This is a genomic window from Nocardioides asiaticus (assembly GCF_040049175.1).
GTDB classification, from domain to species: Bacteria; Actinomycetota; Actinomycetes; order Propionibacteriales; family Nocardioidaceae; genus Nocardioides; species Nocardioides cheoyonin.
Genome location: NZ_JBDZDM010000009.1, coordinates 1 through 21,080, shown reverse-complemented (window position 1 = coordinate 21,080; position 21,080 = coordinate 1). Strand labels below are relative to the sequence as shown.

At 68.4% G+C, this 21,080-nt stretch carries 28 protein-coding genes; 17 read left to right on the top strand and 11 right to left on the bottom strand.

What is annotated here, in order from left to right; genetic code table 11:
• Positions 1 to 224: 224 nt before the first annotated feature.
• From ABLE53_RS24375 to ABLE53_RS24325, 11 genes are all read left to right on the top strand, one after another.
• On the top strand, positions 225 to 629 hold the full coding sequence (locus tag ABLE53_RS24375; protein ID WP_348861789.1) for a hypothetical protein: 405 nt from the start codon (positions 225 to 227) through the stop codon (positions 627 to 629).
• A gap of 187 nt (positions 630 to 816) precedes the next feature.
• Positions 817 to 1,662 carry a hypothetical protein gene (locus ABLE53_RS24370; RefSeq protein ID WP_348861788.1) on the top strand — a complete coding sequence of 282 codons (846 nt, stop codon included), beginning with the start codon at positions 817 to 819 and terminating at the stop codon, positions 1,660 to 1,662.
• Positions 1,659 to 2,234, top strand: coding sequence for a thermonuclease family protein (locus ABLE53_RS24365; protein WP_348861787.1), 576 nt, complete (start codon positions 1,659 to 1,661; stop codon positions 2,232 to 2,234). The genes ABLE53_RS24370 and ABLE53_RS24365 overlap by 4 nt, the downstream gene beginning before the upstream one ends.
• 276 nt (positions 2,235 to 2,510) lie before the next feature.
• Entirely contained in the window at positions 2,511 to 2,870 is a 360-nt protein-coding gene (locus tag ABLE53_RS24360; RefSeq protein WP_348861786.1) for a hypothetical protein, read from the top strand.
• Entirely contained in the window at positions 2,867 to 3,130 is a 264-nt protein-coding gene (locus tag ABLE53_RS24355; protein ID WP_348861785.1) for a hypothetical protein, read from the top strand. The genes ABLE53_RS24360 and ABLE53_RS24355 overlap by 4 nt, the downstream gene beginning before the upstream one ends.
• On the top strand, positions 3,127 to 4,977 hold the full coding sequence (locus ABLE53_RS24350) for a DNA cytosine methyltransferase (RefSeq protein ID WP_348861784.1): 1,851 nt from the start codon (positions 3,127 to 3,129) through the stop codon (positions 4,975 to 4,977). Before ABLE53_RS24355 ends, ABLE53_RS24350 begins: the two co-directional genes overlap by 4 nt.
• A complete protein-coding gene (locus ABLE53_RS24345) occupies positions 4,977 to 5,207 on the top strand; it encodes a hypothetical protein (protein WP_348861783.1) in 231 nt (76 codons plus the stop codon). Before ABLE53_RS24350 ends, ABLE53_RS24345 begins: the two co-directional genes overlap by 1 nt.
• Complete coding sequence (locus ABLE53_RS24340) at positions 5,207 to 5,542, top strand: hypothetical protein (protein WP_348861782.1); 336 nt, start codon at positions 5,207 to 5,209, stop codon at positions 5,540 to 5,542. The genes ABLE53_RS24345 and ABLE53_RS24340 overlap by 1 nt, the downstream gene beginning before the upstream one ends.
• 109 nt (positions 5,543 to 5,651) lie before the next feature.
• Complete coding sequence (locus tag ABLE53_RS24335) at positions 5,652 to 6,029, top strand: hypothetical protein (protein ID WP_348861781.1); 378 nt, start codon at positions 5,652 to 5,654, stop codon at positions 6,027 to 6,029.
• 29 nt (positions 6,030 to 6,058) lie between these two features.
• Positions 6,059 to 6,751, top strand: a complete 693-nt coding sequence (locus tag ABLE53_RS24330) for a prepilin peptidase (protein WP_348861780.1) — start codon at positions 6,059 to 6,061, stop codon at positions 6,749 to 6,751.
• 93 nt (positions 6,752 to 6,844) lie between these two features.
• The gene (locus ABLE53_RS24325; protein WP_348861779.1) at positions 6,845 to 7,159 is read left to right on the top strand and encodes a hypothetical protein; all 315 of its coding nucleotides are present in this window, start codon (positions 6,845 to 6,847) and stop codon (positions 7,157 to 7,159) included.
• A gap of 15 nt (positions 7,160 to 7,174) precedes the next feature.
• On the opposite strand, the gene ABLE53_RS24320 is transcribed toward ABLE53_RS24325, so the two are convergent.
• From ABLE53_RS24320 to ABLE53_RS24310, 3 genes are all read right to left on the bottom strand, one after another.
• Entirely contained in the window at positions 7,175 to 8,455 is a 1,281-nt protein-coding gene (locus ABLE53_RS24320; protein ID WP_348861777.1) for a Y-family DNA polymerase, read from the bottom strand.
• A gap of 7 nt (positions 8,456 to 8,462) precedes the next feature.
• A complete protein-coding gene (locus tag ABLE53_RS24315) occupies positions 8,463 to 8,861 on the bottom strand; it encodes a LexA family protein (RefSeq protein WP_348861776.1) in 399 nt (132 codons plus the stop codon).
• Positions 8,862 to 8,986: 125 nt separating this feature from the next.
• Positions 8,987 to 9,181 carry a hypothetical protein gene (locus ABLE53_RS24310; RefSeq protein WP_348861775.1) on the bottom strand — a complete coding sequence of 65 codons (195 nt, stop codon included), beginning with the start codon at positions 9,179 to 9,181 and terminating at the stop codon, positions 8,987 to 8,989.
• Positions 9,182 to 9,260: 79 nt separating this feature from the next.
• Here ABLE53_RS24310 and ABLE53_RS24305 point away from each other — a divergent pair, with 79 nt between their 5' ends.
• Positions 9,261 to 10,022 carry a hypothetical protein gene (locus ABLE53_RS24305; protein WP_348861774.1) on the top strand — a complete coding sequence of 254 codons (762 nt, stop codon included), beginning with the start codon at positions 9,261 to 9,263 and terminating at the stop codon, positions 10,020 to 10,022.
• Positions 10,023 to 10,060: 38 nt separating this feature from the next.
• On the top strand, positions 10,061 to 10,711 hold the full coding sequence (locus tag ABLE53_RS24300) for a hypothetical protein (protein ID WP_348861773.1): 651 nt from the start codon (positions 10,061 to 10,063) through the stop codon (positions 10,709 to 10,711).
• On the opposite strand, the gene ABLE53_RS24295 is transcribed toward ABLE53_RS24300, so the two are convergent.
• From ABLE53_RS24295 to ABLE53_RS24260, 8 genes are all read right to left on the bottom strand, one after another.
• Entirely contained in the window at positions 10,708 to 11,391 is a 684-nt protein-coding gene (locus tag ABLE53_RS24295) for a hypothetical protein (RefSeq protein ID WP_348861772.1), read from the bottom strand. The two genes, ABLE53_RS24300 and ABLE53_RS24295, sit on opposite strands and share 4 nt — an antisense overlap.
• Positions 11,392 to 11,646, bottom strand: coding sequence for a hypothetical protein (locus ABLE53_RS24290; RefSeq protein WP_348861771.1), 255 nt, complete (start codon positions 11,644 to 11,646; stop codon positions 11,392 to 11,394).
• Between the two features lie 85 nt (positions 11,647 to 11,731).
• A complete protein-coding gene (locus ABLE53_RS24285) occupies positions 11,732 to 13,045 on the bottom strand; it encodes a hypothetical protein (protein ID WP_348861770.1) in 1,314 nt (437 codons plus the stop codon).
• 50 nt (positions 13,046 to 13,095) lie between these two features.
• On the bottom strand, positions 13,096 to 13,776 hold the full coding sequence (locus ABLE53_RS24280; RefSeq protein ID WP_348861769.1) for a hypothetical protein: 681 nt from the start codon (positions 13,774 to 13,776) through the stop codon (positions 13,096 to 13,098).
• Positions 13,773 to 14,822: a tyrosine-type recombinase/integrase gene (locus tag ABLE53_RS24275; protein WP_348861768.1), complete on the bottom strand. Its 1,050-nt coding sequence runs from the start codon at positions 14,820 to 14,822 to the stop codon at positions 13,773 to 13,775. The genes ABLE53_RS24280 and ABLE53_RS24275 overlap by 4 nt, the downstream gene beginning before the upstream one ends.
• Entirely contained in the window at positions 14,815 to 15,210 is a 396-nt protein-coding gene (locus ABLE53_RS24270) for a hypothetical protein (protein WP_348861767.1), read from the bottom strand. Before ABLE53_RS24270 ends, ABLE53_RS24275 begins: the two co-directional genes overlap by 8 nt.
• The gene (locus ABLE53_RS24265) at positions 15,207 to 15,425 is read right to left on the bottom strand and encodes a hypothetical protein (protein WP_348861766.1); all 219 of its coding nucleotides are present in this window, start codon (positions 15,423 to 15,425) and stop codon (positions 15,207 to 15,209) included. Before ABLE53_RS24265 ends, ABLE53_RS24270 begins: the two co-directional genes overlap by 4 nt.
• Before the next feature lie 875 nt (positions 15,426 to 16,300).
• On the bottom strand, positions 16,301 to 16,588 hold the full coding sequence (locus ABLE53_RS24260; protein WP_348861764.1) for a hypothetical protein: 288 nt from the start codon (positions 16,586 to 16,588) through the stop codon (positions 16,301 to 16,303).
• Between the two features lie 156 nt (positions 16,589 to 16,744).
• On the opposite strand from ABLE53_RS24260, the gene ABLE53_RS24255 reads away from it, so the two are divergent.
• From ABLE53_RS24255 to ABLE53_RS24240, 4 genes are all read left to right on the top strand, one after another.
• Positions 16,745 to 17,908 carry a hypothetical protein gene (locus ABLE53_RS24255; protein ID WP_348861763.1) on the top strand — a complete coding sequence of 388 codons (1,164 nt, stop codon included), beginning with the start codon at positions 16,745 to 16,747 and terminating at the stop codon, positions 17,906 to 17,908.
• Positions 17,908 to 19,788, top strand: coding sequence for an AAA family ATPase (locus tag ABLE53_RS24250; protein WP_348861762.1), 1,881 nt, complete (start codon positions 17,908 to 17,910; stop codon positions 19,786 to 19,788). Before ABLE53_RS24255 ends, ABLE53_RS24250 begins: the two co-directional genes overlap by 1 nt.
• Positions 19,785 to 20,405 carry a 4Fe-4S single cluster domain-containing protein gene (locus ABLE53_RS24245; RefSeq protein WP_348861761.1) on the top strand — a complete coding sequence of 207 codons (621 nt, stop codon included), beginning with the start codon at positions 19,785 to 19,787 and terminating at the stop codon, positions 20,403 to 20,405. The genes ABLE53_RS24250 and ABLE53_RS24245 overlap by 4 nt, the downstream gene beginning before the upstream one ends.
• Before the next feature lie 278 nt (positions 20,406 to 20,683).
• Positions 20,684 to 20,968 carry an FHA domain-containing protein gene (locus tag ABLE53_RS24240; protein ID WP_348861760.1) on the top strand — a complete coding sequence of 95 codons (285 nt, stop codon included), beginning with the start codon at positions 20,684 to 20,686 and terminating at the stop codon, positions 20,966 to 20,968.
• The last annotated feature ends 112 nt before the right edge of the window (positions 20,969 to 21,080 follow it).

Below are 21,080 nucleotides of genomic sequence, written 5' to 3'. Positions count from 1 at the left end.
GATCGGACGCGGCGCCGCCCACCATTTCCGGAAGTGCATGAGGTCCTAGGGCTCTGGGGTTGCTGGTGAGCGTGGGGTTGTCGTGTGCGTCGAGCGGGTTAGGGGGGCTTCGAAATCCGGTCGATGTCGGACGTCCGATCCGTTGGTCGGGCTGTTGCTTGTCCCGGTTGAAGGGTTCGCGGAGTTGGCCGCGACGTGACGAGCAAGGAAGAAGGTGGTCCCCAGTGGGCAAGGCGGCGCAGGCACAGGCCGGTCGGGACCGGGCTCGGGATGCCCGGCTGAAGGCGGCGAGGGAGCGCAGGCTGCGACTGGACCCGGATCAGCTGGCCCGGGAGCGGCGCATCGACGAGGCCGCGGTCGACGTCGAGGTCGCGTGGGAGGAGCGGACCCTGGCCGAACAGGCCGTGAGGGACGCGGAGGTGGCCGCCGCGTCAGCGATCGAGCGGCTCATCGCTGAGAAGCTCGCGATCAAGGAGATCGTGCAGCTGACCGGGCTCGACCAGGCCACGGTACGGCGGCTGCGTCAGCTGGACATGACTGCCGCCACCGACGCTGCGGATCCCGGCAGTCAGGACGACGGGAAGGGCGCGGGCGGGGCTGCTGAGGCCGCGGGCGTCCGGGTGGCGTGATGGCCGTCGGGGTGGTCGGCAGGCGCGTGTCGACGCCGATCACTACCGCCGGGCGGGTGGAGCGGTGCGAGACACCGATCCTCATGGGGCACGACCTGCCCTGTCCGTGGTGTGGTCATTCGCATCACTTCCTACCCTGTGAGGACTGCTCGTGCCCGGCGCACGAGCACTACCCGGGCGAGGTGTGATGAGCACGGGTCGTGACGACGGCAGCCGGGAGACCTGGCACGGGGGTGCTGCTGGAAGGGTCGAGCCGATCGCGGTGGTGAGCCGGCGGCGGCAGTGCGAGCTGCTGCGTTCGTGGTCGACCTGGTCGCTGACGTCGATCCTTCTTGACCCTGCCGAGGTCGGCCGGGTCCGCGAGTCGGGTTGGTCGGGCACGCATCACACCGATCCGGCGACCGGGGAGCGGATCGTGGGCACCGCCGGCGGCTTGGGCTTCGGTGTGGACGAGTCGTGGCAGATCCCGCGCGAGGTCATTGCGTGGCGGGATCTCGAGGCGATCGCCACCGCGGTGCCGGCCGAAGTGCGCCGACAGCTCGGTGACTTGGCGGAGCGGCTACGAGAGCACCGAGGGAGGTACCCGCGGTTCGCCGCGAGCGCTGAGGCGGTCGGGTGTGGGCCGATCGTCGAGGGCCGGCCGCTCACCTCACGACAGGAGGCCTACCTGGGTGAACTCGAGGCCTTCGAGGCCAGCGGCGTGCTCGATGCCTGGGAAGAGGAGATGGCCAAGCTCGACGCTGCGCGGCTGGAGCTCCATGCGCGAGCGCTGGCATCCTGCGCGAGTCAGGAGCCGGCCGACCTGCTCGAGCTCCTCGAGGAGCAGCCGATCCGCCACTCGGCCGACCAGGGACCTATCGGGTCGCCACTCGCCGGGCTTCGAGCGCCCGAGCACCCCGTGGCGACCCCGGACCAGCCTGACCAACGGCCCACGGTCGGGCGTCCGGGTCTGCGGCCGCCCGCGCCGCGGCCGCGGAGCGAGGGGGTGGTCGGCCCGGCGCCGGCCAGGGTGCCGCCGGGAGTGACGCGATGAGCGCGACTCAGCCGGTCCGGCTGCTCTCGGTGGTGATCGTGGCCGTCGTGGTCGTCGTCGGTATCCGTGGAATCCTCAACGGGCTCTCCTTCGACGGAGACCCCCTCGACCGCCACCACGGCGGCGCTCCTCGGGACGCGACGGCGGTCGATGCACACCGCACTCGGGGGACAGTCGCGTACGTGCTCGACGGGGACACCATCCAGGTCACCACACGGTCTGGGCGATCGGTTCGGGTGCGGTTTCTCGGGATCAGTGCTCCCGAGATCCCGCATCCCGGCAAGGCGGGGGAGTGCTACGGCTATCCGGCCACCCGCCATCTCAAGCAGCTGCTTCCGGTCGGCACCCACGTGGTGCTCATGAGTGACCCGACTCAGGAGAACGCCGACGTCTACGGCCGTGTCCTGCGCTACGTCGAAGCGGGCGGCCGCGACGTCGGAGCAGCACAGATCAGCGCAGGCTCAGCGGCCGCGCGGGACAGTGCACGCCCGGTCTTGCGCCACCTCAGGTACGCCCGGCTTGAGAACCGGGCGCGTGGCCAGCGCCTCGGAATGTGGTCGGCATGCAGTTGAGGCGTGACGCTCCGAAGATTGACCTAAAGGGGGTCTTTACATGGCTAAAGGGGGGCTTTAGACTGGGTGCCATGAAGGGGCGCATCCGTTAGGCGTTGGAGGTCGCGAGATGAGCACTTGTGCGGGATGCATGAGGCCGGGCCACGGCCCGGGGGAGTGCGAGAACCACGAACTGCCGATGTGCGCTCGGACGTGCACGTGCCGCCACGGCGCCCCGGAGCCCGACCCGGCGCCGTATTGGACGGCCGCCGCTCCTCCTACGAAAGGCGCGAACGCATGAACCCCGAAGGCATCGCCGCAGTCCGCCGTCGGCTTGAGGCCGCCACCCCTGGTCCGTGGCACGGGGTAGGCGACAAGGTCCGCGCGACCTCGGCCGACGCACTCATCGAGGACAACATCCTCGTCGCCTACTACACAGGCCACGATCACCGGCTCGGCCTCAAGACCTCCGGGATGGCTGCCGACGTCGAGCTCATCGCCAACGCACCGAGCGACCTGGCCGAGCTCGTGGCCGATGCCGAGCGACTCAACCAGGTACGCGAGTTTCACCGCACCTGGGGCGACCAGGACACTGACAGCCTCGACGTGCTCGACTTGTGGGAGCAGCTGGGCCGCCTGCTGGGGGTGCAGCCGTGAGCGTCTACATCATCCCGGAGCACCAGGCCGCGAAGTTCGACTGTGACTTCATCGGGGGCAGGCCCGGGCACCGGTCCGCGTGTCGCGCGAGCACCTGGGCACAGCCGGACCAGGACGCGCTGTGGCTCGACCCGTCGACCGTCGAGCTGCCGAGGGGCTGGGTCCGCTCGGGAGGCGGGCACCTGTGCGCCGACCACGCGGGCCGCGTGCCCAAGGATGGCCATGTCTCGGCACTCACATTCGCGGGGAGTGCCTCATGACCATCGCCCAGCACCGGCCGGCCCTCCAGAAGCGCCGCTTCAAGCACGACACCCTCGTTGCCGTCGACCTGTTCTCCGGTTTCGGTGGCCTCACGCAGGGGATCACGCACGCGGGCTTCGACGTGATCACCGCCGCCAATCACAACGAGTACAAGGTCAGGGTCCACGAGGCGAACCACCCCACGACCGAGCACTGGATCGCCGATCTCGTCGACACGGAGTCCGCGGCGTACCACTCCGTTCGCGAGCTGCCGGCGGGCGACCTCCTGGCCGCGGGGGTCAGCTGCGTCAACCACTCGCCCGCGAACACCAAGAAGGCCTACGAGCAGGGACTGTCGCTGTTCGACCTCGAGGACCCGGACTACGAAGCGCGCGTGACGCGATCCGAGCGGGACCGGGCGACGGCGAACTGCGTCCTCCACTACGCCGCGACGCATCACCCTCGGCTCATCCTGGTGGAGTGCACGACCGAGCTCGCCTCGTGGGGTCAGCTGGTTCCCGGGAAGCGGAAGGTGGGCGACGGGTCGACCTATCGGTGGTGGCTCAAGCAGTTCGACCTGCTGGGCTACAACCACAAGGTTCTCTACCTGAACTCGATGTTCTTCGGCGTCGGCCAGTCCCGCGATCGCGGCTACTGGGTGTTCTGGGATAAGAAGCTCCCCGCCCCAGACCTGGCGCACCGCCCTGAGTCCTGGTGCGATCACTGCCAGCGTGTGGTCGAGGCGGTGTGGTCATGGAAGACGGGGATCCCTCCGACCGGATCGGTCCGCTACGGCAAGCAGTACAACTACCGCTGCCCGGCGTGCTACCGGGAGGTGGTGCCGCCGTTCACGCCCTCGCTGGCGGCCCTGGACCTGTCGGACCTGGGCACCCGCATCGGGGACCGCGCCCGGCCGCTGGCGCCGGCGACGATGGCTCGGGCCGAGCGATGCCGGCAGCGCTTCGCGGAGTTCCCTGCGGTCCTGATGCCCGCCAAAGCCCAGCGGGGCTCCGAACGGCACCCGTGGCAGCCGATGGCCACCCAGACCAGCCAGCAGGAGACCGCAGTGCTGTCGACCGGCGCGCTCATGGCGGCCGCCGGGAACACCTTCGAGTGGCCGGGTTCCAGCTGCCGGGTCCGAGACTTCGCACAACCGCTGCCCTCGCAGACCTCGACGAACGGCACCGGCGTCATCACGCCGCCGGTCGCGATGGCGATCGACAACTTCCAGGGCGCTCCTCGCGGCGTCGACGAGCCGCTGCCCACCCAGGGTGGGTCGGAGACGATGGGCTTGCTGTCGGCTGGGGTGCTGCCCTACCGCAGGCATACGACGCCGACGTCGCACGCTGAGGCGATGCCCACCGTGACGTCCGAGCAGATCCCCGGCCTGCTCACGGCTGCCGGGACGATCAAGAACAACGGCTCCATCCTCGAGGCGAAGTACCGGGCCCACCCGGTCTCCGAGCCGCTGGGCACCGTCACCGCCGAGCCCACGCAGGCGCTGCTGTTCTCCGGCTGGTACAAGCAGAACGGCTCCACCGGCACCGAGACGGCTCCTCATCCGGTGACCGATTCGTTCGGGACGCTGACCTCGCGCGACACCACCGCAATCCTCACCGCCCAGTGGCACGAGGCCCTGTCGGAGCTCACCCTGGATGACTGCTACTTCCGGATGATGTTCGACCACGAGATCGGCCGTGGCTGCGGCTTCGACGTCGACTTCGCCGGATACCAGGGAACCTTCCAGGTCTGGGGCTCGGCCCGCGATCGCGTCGACGGCTATGGCAACGCCGTTTCCCCCCAGGTGGGCTGGTGGATCAGCAACCGTCTGCGCGCGGTCCTGCACGGCGAGGAGGTGGCTGCGTGATGACCGCTGAGCACCTGACCGCGACCCAGAGCGGCAACAAGTCCCCGGAGCGGTCCGCTCGCGCGGTGTTCCTGGCTGAGCAGCGCCACCTGGGCGCCGTCTGCGACTTCCCTGGCTGCGATCGGCACGCCGAGCGCGGCGCCCGGATGTGCGACTACCACGTGACGGTCCGGATCGCGTCGAACGGGTCCTGGGTCGACGACCACCACGCTGACGGAGGACATGGCTGATGTGTTACCGACAGACCTCGCACTACCTGGTGCTGTGCGACCGCTGCGGTCTGACCGCCCCAGAGGGTCCGGGCTGGTCGACGCCGTCGACCGCCGACGAGGCGGCCCTGGAGGCGGGTTGGGAGATGACGATGACCGAGCATCTGTGCCCCGCCTGCGCGGTCGCGGCAACAACCGACGAGCCCGGGGACGACCTCCTCGATCCAACCGCAGCCAGTACTCCTGGCGAACGGCCGGCGCTGACACCAGGTTCGGGACAGGGCGGCCGGGGTTTCGCCGGGCAGGAGCAGCGCACCACGATCGCAGTCGAGGCGTCGCGCATCGGCGGGCGATGAGCGGCACCAACGGCACCGGCCGCGCGGGGCCCAAAGAGTGAAGGGCGGTCGCTGGCTGCACCAGCGTGACCTGGCCGGCAGCCCCGTCGGGGTCGATACGCTCAGCGGTATGGAGCCCGCCGATGTGACCGCCGTGCCGGCTGACGTCGTGGCGGAGGTGCTTCGGGATCCGGCCGGGTTCTTGGACGCCGCGGCGCAGGCCTCTCCGGGGTGGGCCATTCGGTATGGCGGCCCCAAGGGCGTCGCCCAGCTGACGACCGTGCTGCACGATGAGCTCGCGCGACTGACGAAGCTCAACGCAGAGTTGAGGACCGCGACACTGGTGTACCTGCGGAACCCGGCGGGCGCCAATCTCACCTTGGCGAAACTGGCCGACCTGCTCGGGGTCTCGAGCATGGCGGTCTCGCTGGCATCGCGACGCAAGGGCCAGGCGACCGATCCCGGTCCGTTCAGCCGCCTGGAGTCGCCCGACGGCTGGGCTACCTGAGCCCGGGGCAAAGCATGATGCCGGCCTGGATGATCCCTGTCGTCAGCGCCGTCGCCTCGGCTGCGCTGGTCTGCGCATCACCGCTGGTCGTGCGCCGGCTTCTGGCTGCGGGCGGCGATGGCGACACGGAGGCCGGCAGCGTGGTCGCGGGGGAGGAATCGCCGGTCGCCTACGCGGACGTTGTGGCCGCGCGGTGGTTCTTGCCCGTTGGCGTGTTGGCGTCGGCGGGCGCGGCCGCGACATTGGCGCTCGGGGTCGGGCCGCATCCGCTGCTGCTGGTGCTGGTGCCGTTGGTGCCGGTGGGCTACGCCTTGGCGGTTGTCGACGCGAGGACGCGTCGGCTGCCTCGACGTGTCGTCGTGGCAGCGACCTGCGCAGCGGCTGCGGGGTTCATCACCGAGTGGGCCGTCACAGGCGACCTTGGTGTCCTTGCCCGGGCGGGCGGGGGCCTTCTGCTGGCACGGACGTCGCTCTGGGTGTTGTGGCTACTGGGCGGGGTGGGATTCGGCGACGTGCGTCTCGCCGCTCTCACGGGTCTGGTGACGGCTCGCATCGGCTGGAGCGCGTTCGTGGTCGGGCTCTGCACGGCGCTTCTGTTGGCCACCGGCTTCGCCCTGCTGCGCGCCGTGTTGACGCGGCGGTCGGTGCGCGGGCAGAGCATCCCGCTGGGGCCGTTCCTGATCCTCGGTGCGTGGATCGGGCTGATCGGGGTCACCGCCTGACGCGCGATCGATCGAGGGTGTCGGCGCGTCGGCGTATGGTCCGGGACATGGGCGCGTTTCTCAGGGCGGGCTCGTCGGAAGGGAGCAAGGGTGATGCCGTACAACCATCGTCCTCCGGCCGGTATCCCGGTCACCGACACCGGTCGTGCCGACGTGTCGTACATGCGCGGGTTCCTTGACGAGCAGCGGCGCAGCTGGACCTGGTCCGGAGTTCGCATGGGGCTCGTCATCGCGGCCGCGGAGTTCGTCGGCTGGATGCTCATGGCCGCGGCGGGTGCCCACCCGCCTCGGTTCGTCGGCACCCTCGCGGTGATCACCCCGGTGCTGATTGCCGTCGCGATCGTCGTGACGGGGCTCAGGTGGTGTGACCGACACCGGTACGCCGAGTTCCTACGGACCGGCCGCTGACCCTGTGTGCTCGGTTCATCGCACGGTGAGCAGTTCGTTCCATCTGGTGGTGCCGGCGGGGGAGAGGCGGTCGCGGCGCATGTCCCAGCGTCGGGAGCCGCGAAGCCCGGTTGGTCCCCAGCCGATCGCGTCTCGGCCGTAACGGGCTGAGATCTCGTCGACGGTGTCGGCGAGCCGTAGGCGAGAGGCCGTTTCGCCCGGCCAGAGCTGGGGGGAGGCGCCTGCCCGGGACAGCCCGGTGAGGAGGATCCCGGCCCGGTTGTACGGCCAGTTGGGGCGCATCTTCGTCAGTACGGCGTGGGATGCCGCGATGAGGCGCAGCGGGTCGCTGGTCGGTGGGTCGAAGGCCACAGAGGCGCTGTGATGGGCGACGTCGTCACGGAACCGGCTACTGCTGAGCCAGACCTGCATCAGCGCGGTCTCCAGGCTGTGGGAGCGGAGTCGTCGCGCGGCCGCGGCCGCGTATTGGGTGAGCACGCCGCGCATCTCGCTGGGGCTGCTGACGGTGGCGCCGAGCATGCGGGAGTACATCAGCTGCTGGCGGTCCTTGGGGGTGAACCCGACGGGCATGCACGGCACGCCGGCGAGCTCGCGTGCGGTGCGCTCGAGGACCACCGACCAGCGGCGGCGCAGGACGCCGGCGTCGGCCCGCGCGAGGTCCGCAGCGGTGTGGATTCCGAGACCGGCAAGACCTGCCGTCAGGCGTGCACCTATGCCCCAGACCTCGGAGACAGGCGTTGCGGCGAGCAGGTCACCGACCTCTTCATGCGTCCAGGTGGTCATGTCAACCAGCGGCTGTCCGGTGCCCTTCGCGTGGCGTTGGGCGACCTTGGCCAGGGTCTTGGTCGGCCCGATGCCGGCCGCTGTCGGCAGCCCGGTCCATTGCCGAACCCGCGCCTGAAGATCGCCGGCCGTGGCTGCTGGGTCGGCGCGGGGGAGACCCACGAAGGCCTCGTCGACGGAATAGGTCTCGGTGTGTGCCGAGATGGTCGCGACGGTCTCGTGGAACCGGGAGCTGAACGCGCCGTACTCCTCGTAGTTGCTCGACTTGGCCACCAGGTCGAGCAGGTGCGGCTTCTCGCGCAGCTGGAACCAGGGATCGCCCATCTGCACGCCGAGCGCCTTGGCCTCATCTGACCGCGCGACGGCGCAGCCGTCGTTGTTGGACAGCACGATGCAGGCCCGGCCGACCAGGGTCGGGTCGAGCACCCGCTCCACGCTCACGAACATGGAGCGGACGTCGACAAGGGCGATCGGCGGGGCTGGGTTCTGGGTGCCCCACTGGCAGCGTGTCATCGGGGTGTCATCTGGCAGCGTGGCGTCGCTGGCGGTCACCAGCGGGGCCGAGTGGAAGGTGATGCAGCAGGACCGTGGCCACGCCCCAGGGCTCGACTTCGGCGGTGAGCGGGATCTGCTCGAGGTCGGTGGCCAGCACCGCCTGGCCGTCGACGACGTCGAAGCGGCCGAGGCGCCGCTCGGCTTCGACAACCACCACCAGCACCCGGCCGGGCGCGGGGTCCAGGGCGCGGTCGACGAGGAGCTCGTCGCCGTCGCGGATGCCCATGCTGGCCAGTGCGTCGCCGCTGACGCGTAAGACGAATGTCGAGGTCGGCCGGGCGATCAGGTGGCGGTCTAGGGACAGGTGGCCTTCGAAGTAGTCCTGGGCAGGGTTGGGAAAGGATGCGGTCGTCTCGACCGGCACCCTGCAACCCGGCCCGGTCGAACATGTGTTCGACATGAGGCAAGGTTAGCGCCGCTCCCAGGCATGGCTCCAAGTCGGCGCCGCGGGCAGTTGGGAAGGTCCGGCCGGGGGCACCGGCCGCGCGGTCACGGACGATCGACCATGATCCCGAGTGACTGCCAGCCCTCGGGCACGTGAGCCCGGCACTCTGCGAGCACCTCGTGGTAATTCTCACCAGTTGCGGTGACTTCACGGGTGGGCATCTCTCCGACCCGGTTGTACCCCTCGACGGTGTCAGCGTTCGGTGGCAGTTGGCGGATGGTCAGGCGCACGGTCAGCACGAGCTGAGGCTAGGGCCGGCCGCCGCAGAGCTGAGCGAAGGTTGTCGTCGCGTCGCGCAGGTTGCCGTAGCTTCTGGCCATGGAGAGTCAGGGCCGTGTGGCGATCCGGTTCACGTTGAACGGTCAGCGCTACGAACTGGTGCGTGACGACGTCGAGGCCCGGCTGACTGACGTGGCCCCCGACGCGATCCGTAAGCACGCCGTGAGGATCAACGGCACCTGGTACCCGGCCATTCAGGCGTTCGAAGTTGCCACGGGAATTCCTCGGTCCGAGTTCATCTCCCACACCGCCCGGCGGCACCTGGCCGCGCTTGGGTTCGAGGTCGCCGGCGACGTCGAGTCCCGGACGACACCACCGACCGTGCGGGACGCGTCGGCCGCCGTGAGGCCTGTTGCCACCTCGGACGAGTTGGGAGGGGAGTGGCACACCGAGGCCAACGTCCAGGCAGCCCTCGTCACCGCCCTCGCCGGTGAGGGCTGGCGCATCCTCTCTGTCGCCAATACCGCGACCAAGGAGCACGGCATCGACGTGATCGCCTCCCGCGACGGCCAGACGATCGGTGTAGAGGTGAAGGGGTTCCCTAGTCGGAACTACGCCGATCCGGCACGCGCCGGTGAGGCCAAGCGCACCAGCCCGAGCACCCAGGCTGGCCATTGGTACGCCCAGGCAGTGCTCGCCGCGATGCGGCTGCGGGGCAAGGAGCCGGGCTGGGGCAGCGTGATCGCTCTGCCGGACTTCCCCCGCTATCGCGATCTCCATGCCGAGACAGCCGGATCCCTCGCAGCGGCGCAGATCGAGGTTTGGTGGGTCGACCAGGCCGGAAGGGTGCACCGTCCGTGACGGCCCCGAGGTGGTACCGCCGCCCGGACGGGGATGGCGTGGTACTCCGCAAGGTGCCGCGCCTGGCCAGCTGGAACAAGGCGACCGACGCGGACCAGGTCCGCCTTCGGGAGTACCTCGACGACACAGCGCGGCTGGTGGCGCCTCAGCTGGTGCCCGGCCGTCCCTGGACGATGTGGCTTGAGGTCGGTCTGCCGGCAGGCCGCGACCTGGTCGACATGGCTGACCTGGACAACTACGCCTTTCCGCTGGCCAGCCGGCTCCGCAACGAGGACCTGGTGGCGGTGTGGTGCACCAAGCGGCACGCCGATTCCTCACGAGTCCACATCGCTCCCGCGACCGAGACCCATGGGCCAAGGTCCACCTACGCGGTCCGCACCACCGCGTCGGTCGCGACAACGGCGTACAAGGAGCAGGTCCGGTCGGCCGTCGTAGACGCTGCTGCGATCCCCGCCGGCCCCGTGCAACTGCAGCTGGCATTCGTCGTCGGCCCGCAACGCAACTGGCTGACGCTGTGGAAGCCGACGATCGACGCCCTCGACCCGCTCCTGGGCCGAACCCGCGCCGACCGCGACTGGCACCCCCAAGACGGCCGGATCACCGACCTCGGCCTGCACGTTGCCGTCGACCCAACGCTCGGTCACGACGTGCAGATCAGCATCGCCGCGGCGCCGGCTGCGGTGACCTAAACGAGGGCGGGCCGAGTTCGGTAGACCTGGACCTGGTCGCGCAGTTCGCTGATGGCGATCGACAGGCCGGCGTACGCCGCGGCGGCAGCCGCGAGGTTGAACGACGAGGAGGGTGCGCAGAAGACGTCGGAGCTGCTCAGGGTGCCCTCCTCCAGGCGGTCGGCGAAGGTGTCAGCGGCCGCGGCCGCGTCCGCAGCGTGCTGGGTGATCCCCGTAGGGACGGGTTTGCCAGTGCCGGACACGAACGCCTCCCACACGAACAGCTCGGCGTCGCCGGCCAGCCACGCGTCCGGCTGGGTCGTGCACCGCAGCGTGCGTTGTCCTCCGACGCGTTCGAGGATCCATGCCATCTGCACGAGCCCGGTGGCGAGGGCGCCGCTGCCGGCGCCCGCGGACCACGGTCTGGAGCGACCGTCGACGGTTTCGCCCTGGCGGGCTTGGCCCAGGGTCCTCCAGCCCTCGACGGGGCTCACCGGACTGACCGGGACCATCAGCGGCGCTTCGAAGCCGAGCGCGACTGGGCGGCCGGCGTCGATCGCCTTGAGCACCGCGAGGGCCGCGCCCTCGGGATGGGTGCCGCCCTCGCCAACCGGGTGGCGGCCGGGTAGATCGAGGCCCGCCCAGGCGAAGTTGGTCCGGACTGATCCGACGTCGACGGCGACGACTCGTGGTGCCGTCATTCACCGCATCCCGAAGAACGCAGTGATGCGGTCGACCTTCTTCTGGTCGAGTAGGGCTGGCCGACACGCTCCGTAGGCGTTGGTCAGGTCGATGACGAGTTGCCGGGTTTGGTCAAGGCTGAGGTCGACGGTGACGACCTCGCCGTCGCTGCTTGTGATCTTGAGGTCGACCCGTTGGACGTCCTCGTCGACGTAGCGGGCGTGAGCACCGATCTTCTTGGCCCGGACGGTCTCGCTGCGCTTGAACAATCCCACACCTGCATCGTGGCACGCCTGAAACCTCATGTAGCCCCGATCAGGGTGACGAGAAGGGCATCGGCACCGGGTGATGCGGGCTCGGTCAGGACGCCCGGGCTGGCAGCACCAGCAGTGTGCCGTCGCTGTGCTTCTCGATTTCGATGACCACGTCCGCAGCGGGCCCGGCGCTGATGCCGGCGCCGAATTCGCGCAGCCGGTAGGAGGTTTCTAGGAGGCTGTCTACTTGCTTGCGGGTCATGACCTTGTCGATGAGCCGGGCCGGCGGGCGCAGCTCGAGGGTGGAGACTCGCATCAACACCCGGGCGATGCGGGACTCCAGGTCATCGATCCGTTGCTGGTCGGCCCTGAGGCTGCGGACGAAGTGCTCGAAGGGGTTATCGGGATCGCTCTGGCCGGCCTCGACACCTTGAAGTACGACCACTCGACGCTTGAGTGCGATGGCGAGAGCGGCCAACTCGAGGTGGGTGCGGAACTCTCCTCCGTCTCCGGCGATGCCTTGGAATGCGGCTTCGAGCTCGGAGAGTTCGACCTTGTTGTCGGCGATGTGGTCGAGTGCGTCTTCCCACTTCTGGACGCGGCGGGCCGCGTTCTCAGTGGCGGTGCTGATGGCATGCACGGCCGAGTCGAGGCCGAGTGATGCGCCGACCCTTCCGCGGTCGAGCAGCAGCGCGGTGGCCTTGTCGATCGCATCGCGACAACCGTCGAGCTCGCTACGTTCCTTGTCGAGCTTGTCGTCGTGCAGCTTTTCGAGGAGCTCGGTGATGTTCGCGATCGCCTTCTGGCGTTCGTGGTCGGCATAAGCGCTCGCGCCGACGGCGACAGCCATCAGCACCAAGGGAGCGGCGACGGTCATGGCGGTGCCTGCGGCTGCGGTTCCGGCTGCGGCGCCCACGGCTGTCCCGGTCGCGCCGGCGGCTGCAGTTTCCACTGGGACGAAGGAGGCTTTGGCCGTGATCAGCTTCTTACCGGCGTCGGCGACGAGGTCGCCGTAAATCCCGCCGTTGACGGCCTTCGACGCCATGGGCTTTACCAGGCCCTTGCCGACCTGGGACGCGACCTTGGCAGGGACGACCATTCGGTAGAGGACTTCGCTGGACTCCGCCACCTGTGCGACGGCGGGCACCTTCTGCGCGTTGGCGGCGACAAGCCGGGAGAGCTCCTGTGCGAGCGGGCTAAGTGCGTCCAGAGGGAGGCCGGTCGCGCGGTCGCGCTTGGCGGGTAGCGGGTGAGCCTCGAGGGTCACCACGGGAGAGGAGGCGAATGCCGCGAGGGCCGAGCGGAGTTCGGTGAGCCGTTCGGGGGTGAGTGGGCCTTCGTGAGTGAAGGTGGGAATGACGGCGTCGTGTGCGGTGGACAGTGTCCAGACGGGCACGACTGCGGTCTCGCTGCGGCTCATGGGTCTCCCTGGTGAGTTGGAGCCCAACGATATCCGCCAGGCCCGACGGATTACGCTGGTTCTGGAGCAGTGCTCGGTGCTTCTCCCGCCAGCTCCGTCTCGACCTCGGTGAGGACACGGAGGTGTGTGGAGGCGGTCTCGCGTAAGTGGTCTTCTTGACCGCTCCACCATTCCTGGGCGGACCGGACTTCTTCGAGGGTGACACGGGCCGGGATATGGCCAGCGCGTGCGTCGGCAAGGTAGGCGAGGTTTGTTGAGAAGACGGGCAGCTGATACCGGGGCGCCTGATCGCGGGTCAGCCAGAGTCGGTGACGTCCGTCCTGGACGATGTCCTGTTCGTACCAGTAGGTCACCGGAGACGCCGGTCCCACCCAGCTCTGGGCGAGGATGTGCTCCTCGTCTGTCAACGGAATGGGCACCCTGACCTCGACTTCGGATAGCGCGAGCAGGCTTGCGGCGTCCGTTGGAAGTCGGCCGACGGCATAGCGGGCGGCATGGAGGACGAGGAGCCAGTCGACATGCATCGTGCTGATCGCGCGAGATGTGCGCCGTCCATCGTCGATGTCCGGGTCGGTGGCGACCGGGTTGCGATCGCCGGGCCACCACAGCCAGCCCCAAGGCTGTCCGACGACGATGGTCCGCTTGCGCCGGGCACGTTCATCAGCCGCCAGCCTCGCTCGGATCTGGGCCGTTGGGAACAGGATGACGTTCGGGCCGAACCGGTTCGTCATGGCCGGGCTCCCGGCGGGGGAAGCCGCAGGCCGTTGACTGCGTCTCGCTTGGTGTCGAGCGCTCGCCGGTCGTAGCGGCTCGTGGTGCGCGGGTCTGCGTGTCCGGCGATCGCCTGGGCGGTCGCGAGGTCGGTGCCGCCGTCGAGGAGGTCGCCGATCACGGTGCGCCGGAGGTCGTGTGGCTTCACCGGGAGCGCTACGCCCGCCTGGAGCCGTCGCCGCTCGAGGAGATCCGCGATGGTCTGGGAGCTCATGTGGCGCAACTCGATCTTGCCGCCCTTCCGCAACGGGCAGAACAGCGGACCAGGTTTGCCACCGCGGAGGCGCAGCCAGGCCTCGAGCCAGGGCAGTGCTGCCTGTCCGAGCGGGACGATCCGCTCCTTGTTGCCCTTGCCGACCAAGCGGATCGATCGGGTGGCCGCGGAGTACGAGGAAAGGGTGAGGGCGGCGGCCTCGGCCCGTCGGATGCCGCTCGCGTACACGACAGCGATGACCGCTCCGTCGCGGATGCCGAGCGGGCTGTCATCGCAGGCCGCGAGCAGGGCGGCGAGCTCGTTGTCACCGACGTCGCGGCCAGCGGGCTCGCGGGTGCCCTTGACGGGCTCCAGGTCGATCGCCCGGTGGTAGTCCTCGGCGCTCATCAACCCGAGTCGCCAGGACTCCTTGAGCACCCGGCGCAAGGCGGAGAGGTGCTTGTTGATGTGGCTGGGCGACCAGCCGATGTCGAGCATCACCGCACGCAGCGCCGCGGTGCCCTCGTAGCGAAGTTCCCACCACGGGACCCACGCGCCAGTGACGACCGGCACTCCGCGCTCGACCTCCTCAGCAGCCGGCTCTTCGAGGCGTACCCCGGCGAGGATTCGGGCCATGCGATCCAGGCAGCCGCGCATCGTGCGCAGCGTTTCGCCGGTCAGCTGGCCGAGGTAGACGGCGTAGGGGTCGCGGTCCGCGGGCTGCTGATCTGGCTCGAGGACAAGTAGCGGCAGCCGAGGGTCAGCGATGGCCGCACCACGGTCCCGACCGGCGGGCGTGGTCGGGTCAGCCATGCGCGCTGGCGGGCCGGTGCGGGCTCTCGGCGTGGTAGTCCAGCGACCCGGAGCAGCGTGGGCACCGCCCGGTCGCCTTGACCAGGACCTCGTCGTGCCTGTCGCCCGGAACGATCTTGGCGATGAAGTGCCCCGATCGCGCGCCGTGCTGGCGGACCCGGGCGACCGGGGGCCGGCGGCGGGTCCAGCCGACGTAGTGGCTGATCGGGTAGTTGGCATCCTCTCCGCGCGGGTCGTAGGCGGCCCAGTCGCGGTCGGTGATCAAGGTCGGCTCGCCGTAGCAGAGCACGTAGACGTGCTCGGTGTGTAGGTCGCAGGCCGGGTCGCAGCCCGGCCCGGTGAGCAGGGCAGCGATGTTCGGCTCGGCCGTCGCCCCTGCTGCGGTCATCGAAGTGCCCGGGCTCGTTGGATCAGGCTCGCGATGGTGACCATGGTGGGCTGGTCCCACGTCTGCTTGGCCCAGTCGACGATGCGGCGGTCGTACGCACCCAACTCGACACCGTCGAGGGCCTCGTCGAGCAGCGCGCGCAGGTCAGCGAAGTCCCGGCCGCGGTAGTAGTCGATCGGGTCGGACTCGATGGGTCCGGTCGGCAGCGTGTCCACCCTTCGACGGTAGGCGACGGGGGCGACACTTCGGCCCGCGACACGCTCATAGTCTGTGGGAATGGGCATTCTCGTGGGCTATGTGTGGGGCCGACTGATTGCGACGACCCAGCCATCTGTCGTCGTCGAAGTCAGTCAGATCGGGTGGTGCGACAGGACGACGACAGCAGACCCGCGCACCACAAGCCGCTACGACAGTCGCGCGCTTGACACAAGGGCGTGACGCAGGGTCAACGGCCTGCGGCTTCCCCTGCCGGGAGCACGGCGGCGAACCGGTTCGGCCCGAACTGCATCCTGTTCCCAACGGTCAAGATCCGAGCGAGGCTGGCGGCTGATGAACGAGCCCGTCGCAAGCGGACCATCGTAGCCCCTCAAACTTGATCAGAGCCCCGCCGGTTTGTGTATGGCTGAAGTAGTGTTAGCGCTACTCGGGACCCTCGCCCACATTTCGCGAACGGAGCAAACCGATGAAGTGCAAGAAGTGCAGCCGGCCCGTCCACGACTGCCAGGCCTGCAACGGCGGCCGAGCCAGTGGAGCGTTTGGCAAGCTCACCTGCAGTAAGTGCAACAACACCGGTTCGGTCTGCAACGAGCACGGCGGTCACTGGAAGTAGGGCCGGATCTTCCCTACCAACTGCTCTCTCGGCTGAGGAAGAGTGTCTTTACGTAGCCAGTGTCGATGACGGCGTCGACCCTCCAACCGTCTCGGCCGAGATCGGCGAGCGTGCTGCTCAGCATGGCGAGTCCCTGCCACAAGTCGGGGGCCTCACGGGTGATCATGTGCTCGCCATCAACGTATGCGTTGAAGTTGGTGGGAGAACTCAGAACCAGCCCGGCAACCATGTGCTCCACTTGGCTGGCGCGGCTACCTGAGGTCATCGGGTCCGACTCATCACGAGTTCCAGCTCGCAAACGGACTGGAATGCACGCGCCTGGCGGAGGTCGCTCGTGGTGACCACCGTCCAGTCATCGTCGCCGAGTTCGCTCACGACGCGGCTGACGAAGGCGCGGACCCATCCATCGCGGGAGTTGTAGTCCTGCGGTGCTTGGTCATCGCTGCGGGCGAACGTCTCCACACCGGCAACCAGTCCACTCGCTTCCATGCGCTCCTGTCCGGAGCCTCCGCTCTTCACGATTCTCACGAACATGTACTCGATGGCCAATGAGTTGCCTTCCTACGCGTGGAGCGGCCGGTCTGTCCCCTCCTCCCCGGGGCGGAGCAGACCGTCCCCCCATCCCCGAATCGCGGGACAGGACCGATCGGCCCCTGACAGGATAGTGCCGCTTTGTGGCGACGAGAATCAGGGCAAGGGGGGCGGATGAGTCACGGCACCGGGTCCTACTTCGTGGTGGTCTCACCGGAGGAGCTTCGACGGCGAGCCCTCACCGAGCAACGACGACGCTGCAGCGCACTAGGTGAACGGCTTGCACGGGCCAAGGCAGAAGCTGCCGCGCTTGGTGCGCCGGTACCTGCCGAGCTTCGAGCCCCCGTCACCGACGACCTCGAGGAGTGGACCGCTCATGCGAGCCACCTAGCTGCACAGGTATCCATCGCCCAGGCCGCGGTCCAGCACGCTCAACGAGTCACCTGGGTCGAGGAGATCAGTAACCACCTGGCTGGAATCGCGGCCGGCATCACTCTCGACATCCGGCCGGCCGAATCCGCGGGCGATCACGCATCGAGCCAAGTTGGTGCGTTCGCATCGCCCGCAGATGAACTCAAGTCCAGCTTGGAGGCCGCCCTCGCGCAAGCGGCGTTCATCACCGACGCGCAATGTCGATCGCGTCTGGTCACCATTGCCGAAGACGCCCTCCGGCTTCTGGCCACCGATCTCCGAGCCGCTCGCGGCAGACTTGCGATCCTTCGCACCGAGATCCACAGGGACCTCGCCGAACAGGCCCGTCGGGAGAAGCTCGAAGCCAAGGTGCAGGAGCTACTCTTCGACGCGTCAGGTCTCCCCTCCGAAGCGAGCTCACGCGTCGCAGCCATGGCGGCCTCGGCGCGCACGCCAGCTGACCTGGCCGCGATCCAGGCGGCGATAGACAGTGAACGCAAACTGGACATGGCGCAGGAGGATCGTCGGGTCGCCATTCGGGAACTGACGGCAGCACTGACCCGCATGGGTTATGAGATCGGCGAGGAGTTCGAGGATGCACTCACTTCCGGCCGAACGATCATCGAGCCACCGGACCTGCCTGGCTACGGCATCGAACTCCAGCTTCAAGACGGCCGCAGGCGCCTTCTGACCGAGACCATTGCACTGACTGCCGACACCCGGGGTGACCTCGACGCTCAAGCCGCCGGTTGCGATGTTGTCGACCAGCTGAGCGCCGAACTTGCCGCGGCCGGGGTCCGACTCGACCGGTATTACACCGCACGTCCTGGCCAGATGCCCATGCAGCGAGAGGTCAGGAAAGAGGTCAACGCCCGAGAGGCAGCACGCCGGCGGCGGCGCCCGCTTCAGCAGGAGCGCCACCTCTGATGGCGCTGACCGGCGACTGGCCGCACTGGCTGCGAGACATCGACGCAAACCTTGTCGTTACCCCGCAGTATGTCGTCCACGGCAACATCCGCGACCTCCACCTGATCCAGCCCGCAGGTCAACCGCTGCCCCAACCACGTACGACTGTCGAGAGCCTCTGGGCGGGTCTCGCCGAACGAGGCTTCACCTTTGCGCTGTACCACTCCCCTCCTACTGGACTGTGCGTCGAGCCAGCCGGTAACCCAGAGGCAGAGGCGGCCGCGGTCGACTTCCTCAAGCAGTGCGGAGTCGCCCTCGGCGAGCCGATCAGCTGGACAGAACTCGGCACTGTCCTCACGCGGCTAACCCGCAGAGGACACGGCGCGACAACCGCACCCGGATCGGCTGCGTTGATCCTCGATTACCAATCACAACAGCGCCCCGCCGGCGATCCGCCCGACCACGACCTGCACGAGTTCATGCTCTGTGCCCTCGCCAGCGTTCACCAAAGCAGCCCCTCCCCTATCTACAACCCCGTCGTCTGGCTGGTAGACCGACCCTCAGACCTCCCAACGTGGCTGGTGGGAGGCAGCGATGGCATCCGGCAGATATCAATTCCCGCCCCCGACCTCGACCTGAGACGCCGCGCCGCGCTGCTATTCGGGCCCGCCCTGCCCGGGTCGCCGGGGGCCGACAGCCCCGACGCCAGGCGCGAAGCCCTCGCCGCACGTTTTGCTAGCCCCCGCCCCGACCTCACTCCGGCTGCTGCCAAGGTGCTAAATGAGTTCGACCAATTGGCCACGGTCTATGCAGAGAGCACAGAGGGTCTCAGCCTCCGGGCCATGAGCGTCATCAATCGGCTCTCTCAGGACGCCGGCCTCGACGCAGCCCATGTCGACGACGCTGCCCGTGCCTACAAGCTCGGCCTCATCGAGAACAAGTGGAAGCAAGACGCACTGCGCCGCCGAGTCGCCAAAGCCGAACAAACCCTGGCAGCCAAGGTGCTCGGTCAACCCCGCGCCGTCGCGCACGCCGCCGCCGTGCTCATCCGCTCCACGATGGCACTCTCCGGGGCGTGGCAAGGTCCTCGCTCCTCCGGCCCCCGCGGCGTAATGTTCTTCGCTGGCCCTACTGGCGTCGGCAAAACCGAACTCGCCAAAGCGATCACTGAGCTCGTCTTCGGCGACCCAGATGCCTATATCCGCTTCGACATGAGCGAGTTCGCCAGTGAGCACACCGAGGCACGGCTGATCGGCGCACCACCCGGCTACATCGGTCACGGCCATGGGGGGGAACTCACCGACGCCGTACGGCGCAAACCCATGTCCGTCGTCCTATTCGACGAAATTGAGAAGGCCGCGCCCCGCATCCTCGACAAGTTCCTGCAGATCCTCAGCGACGGACGGCTCACCGACGGCAGCGGCGCCACCGTCTACTTCACCGACACGATCGTCATCTTCACGTCCAACCTCGGCGTTGCCGGCGTCGACCCAGCCTCACCTGAGTACAACAGCCAGGTTCTCCAATCGGTCGAACGCTCTTTTCGAGATGACCTCAACCGGCCCGAACTCCTCGGCCGGATCGGTGACAACATCGTCGTCTTTGACTTTCTCACGCGCGACATCGGCCGCGCCCTCGTCCGCGACCGCTACGTCCCCAACGTCCTGAGCCGGGTGCAGGCCGAGCACGACATCGAGCTGACTATCGCCGAACCTGTCCTCGCCCAGCTCGCCGACGCATGCACGCATGACATGACCCTCGGCGGGCGCGGCGTTGGGCAGGAGCTCGACACCCACTTGGTCAACCCCCTCGCCCGCGCGCTCGCCATCGAGACCCGACAGAACGCCAAAATCACCGCCATAACCGAACGCGACGGCCGCTACGAGGTCATCTTGGGATGAGAATCAGCCGCATCCTCGCTCCGGTCACCGCCCTCGGCCCCGGTCGCCGTGTCGGCCTCTGGGTCCAGGGCTGCGACCTCGCCTGCCCGGGATGCGCTTCGACCGATACCTGGAACCCTTACGCGGGGACCGAGATCCATGAAACTGACGTCGCCAACCAGGTCCTCAGCCACGTCCGCGCCCACAATCTGACCGGACTCACCATCTCCGGTGGCGAGCCATTCCAGCAACCTGACGCCCTCACAGTGGTAATCGACGCCGTGAAGGAAGCGGCGCCCAACACCGACGTCCTTGCCTTCACCGGTTACACGACGGCAGTTGCTCGCCGTCGATCGCCGGAACTCATCAACCGGCTCGACATTCTCATCGCCGGCCGCTACGACCAGACGAGGCCTTCAGGCGGACCGCTGCTCGCCTCCGACAATCAGGAAGTCACACTCCTCACCGAGCTGGGCCGCCAGCGGTTCACCCAACTGAGCGGGCCGCGTCTCCAGGTCACAGCGACCGAAGACCAAGTTTTCATTCTCGGCCTCCCAGAGGCCGGAGACCTGCAACGGCTCGAAGACGAACTCAGAACCACCGGCATCCACCTCGAAGGGGTGTCATGGCGGGCATGACCTGGGTGTGCCTATGCGGCACCACCTACCCCAACGACGTGACCGTGTGCGAACTCGACGGAATACCCCGCCCCGAAACCGCCCCGACCGCCGAGGAGCGACCCAGCTACAACCCCGCTGATGCAGGGGCTGCGCCGCCGAACGTCGGCTCTGACGTTACTTGCCCCGGATGCGGAAGGGCCAACACACCCGGCGCCACCAGCTGTTTCCGGTGCAACGACCCACTCCCCGCAATCTCTACCGCGGCACCGGATGTTCGGCTCGTCCTTCCAGGAAACGTGGTCGTCCTGCTTCCCCGCGACCAAACCATCCTGCTCGGCCGTCACGCACCAGACCCGGCCATCAGGGGAGCCCTTGCGCCCTACGACCAGGTCAGCCGACGCCACGCCGAGCTCCTGATCACCGGCACAGCCGCGCGAATCCGCGACCTCGGCTCAGCCAACGGGACCTTTGTCAACGACATCCCCGTCAGCCCCGAAACCACCATCCCAATCGGCGAAGGCGTCCGGCTGCGCTTCGGCAAAGAACTAGAACTCGCACTAATCGCGGGAGGTCTGTCATGACTGATCCGACACGCCGGGAAGGCCACGATGACGCGACGCGGCGCGAGTCATCGACGCCGCTCGGGGCCGAGGCCACGCGTCGCGAGGTCCCCGGCGCACCGGGTACCCGGCG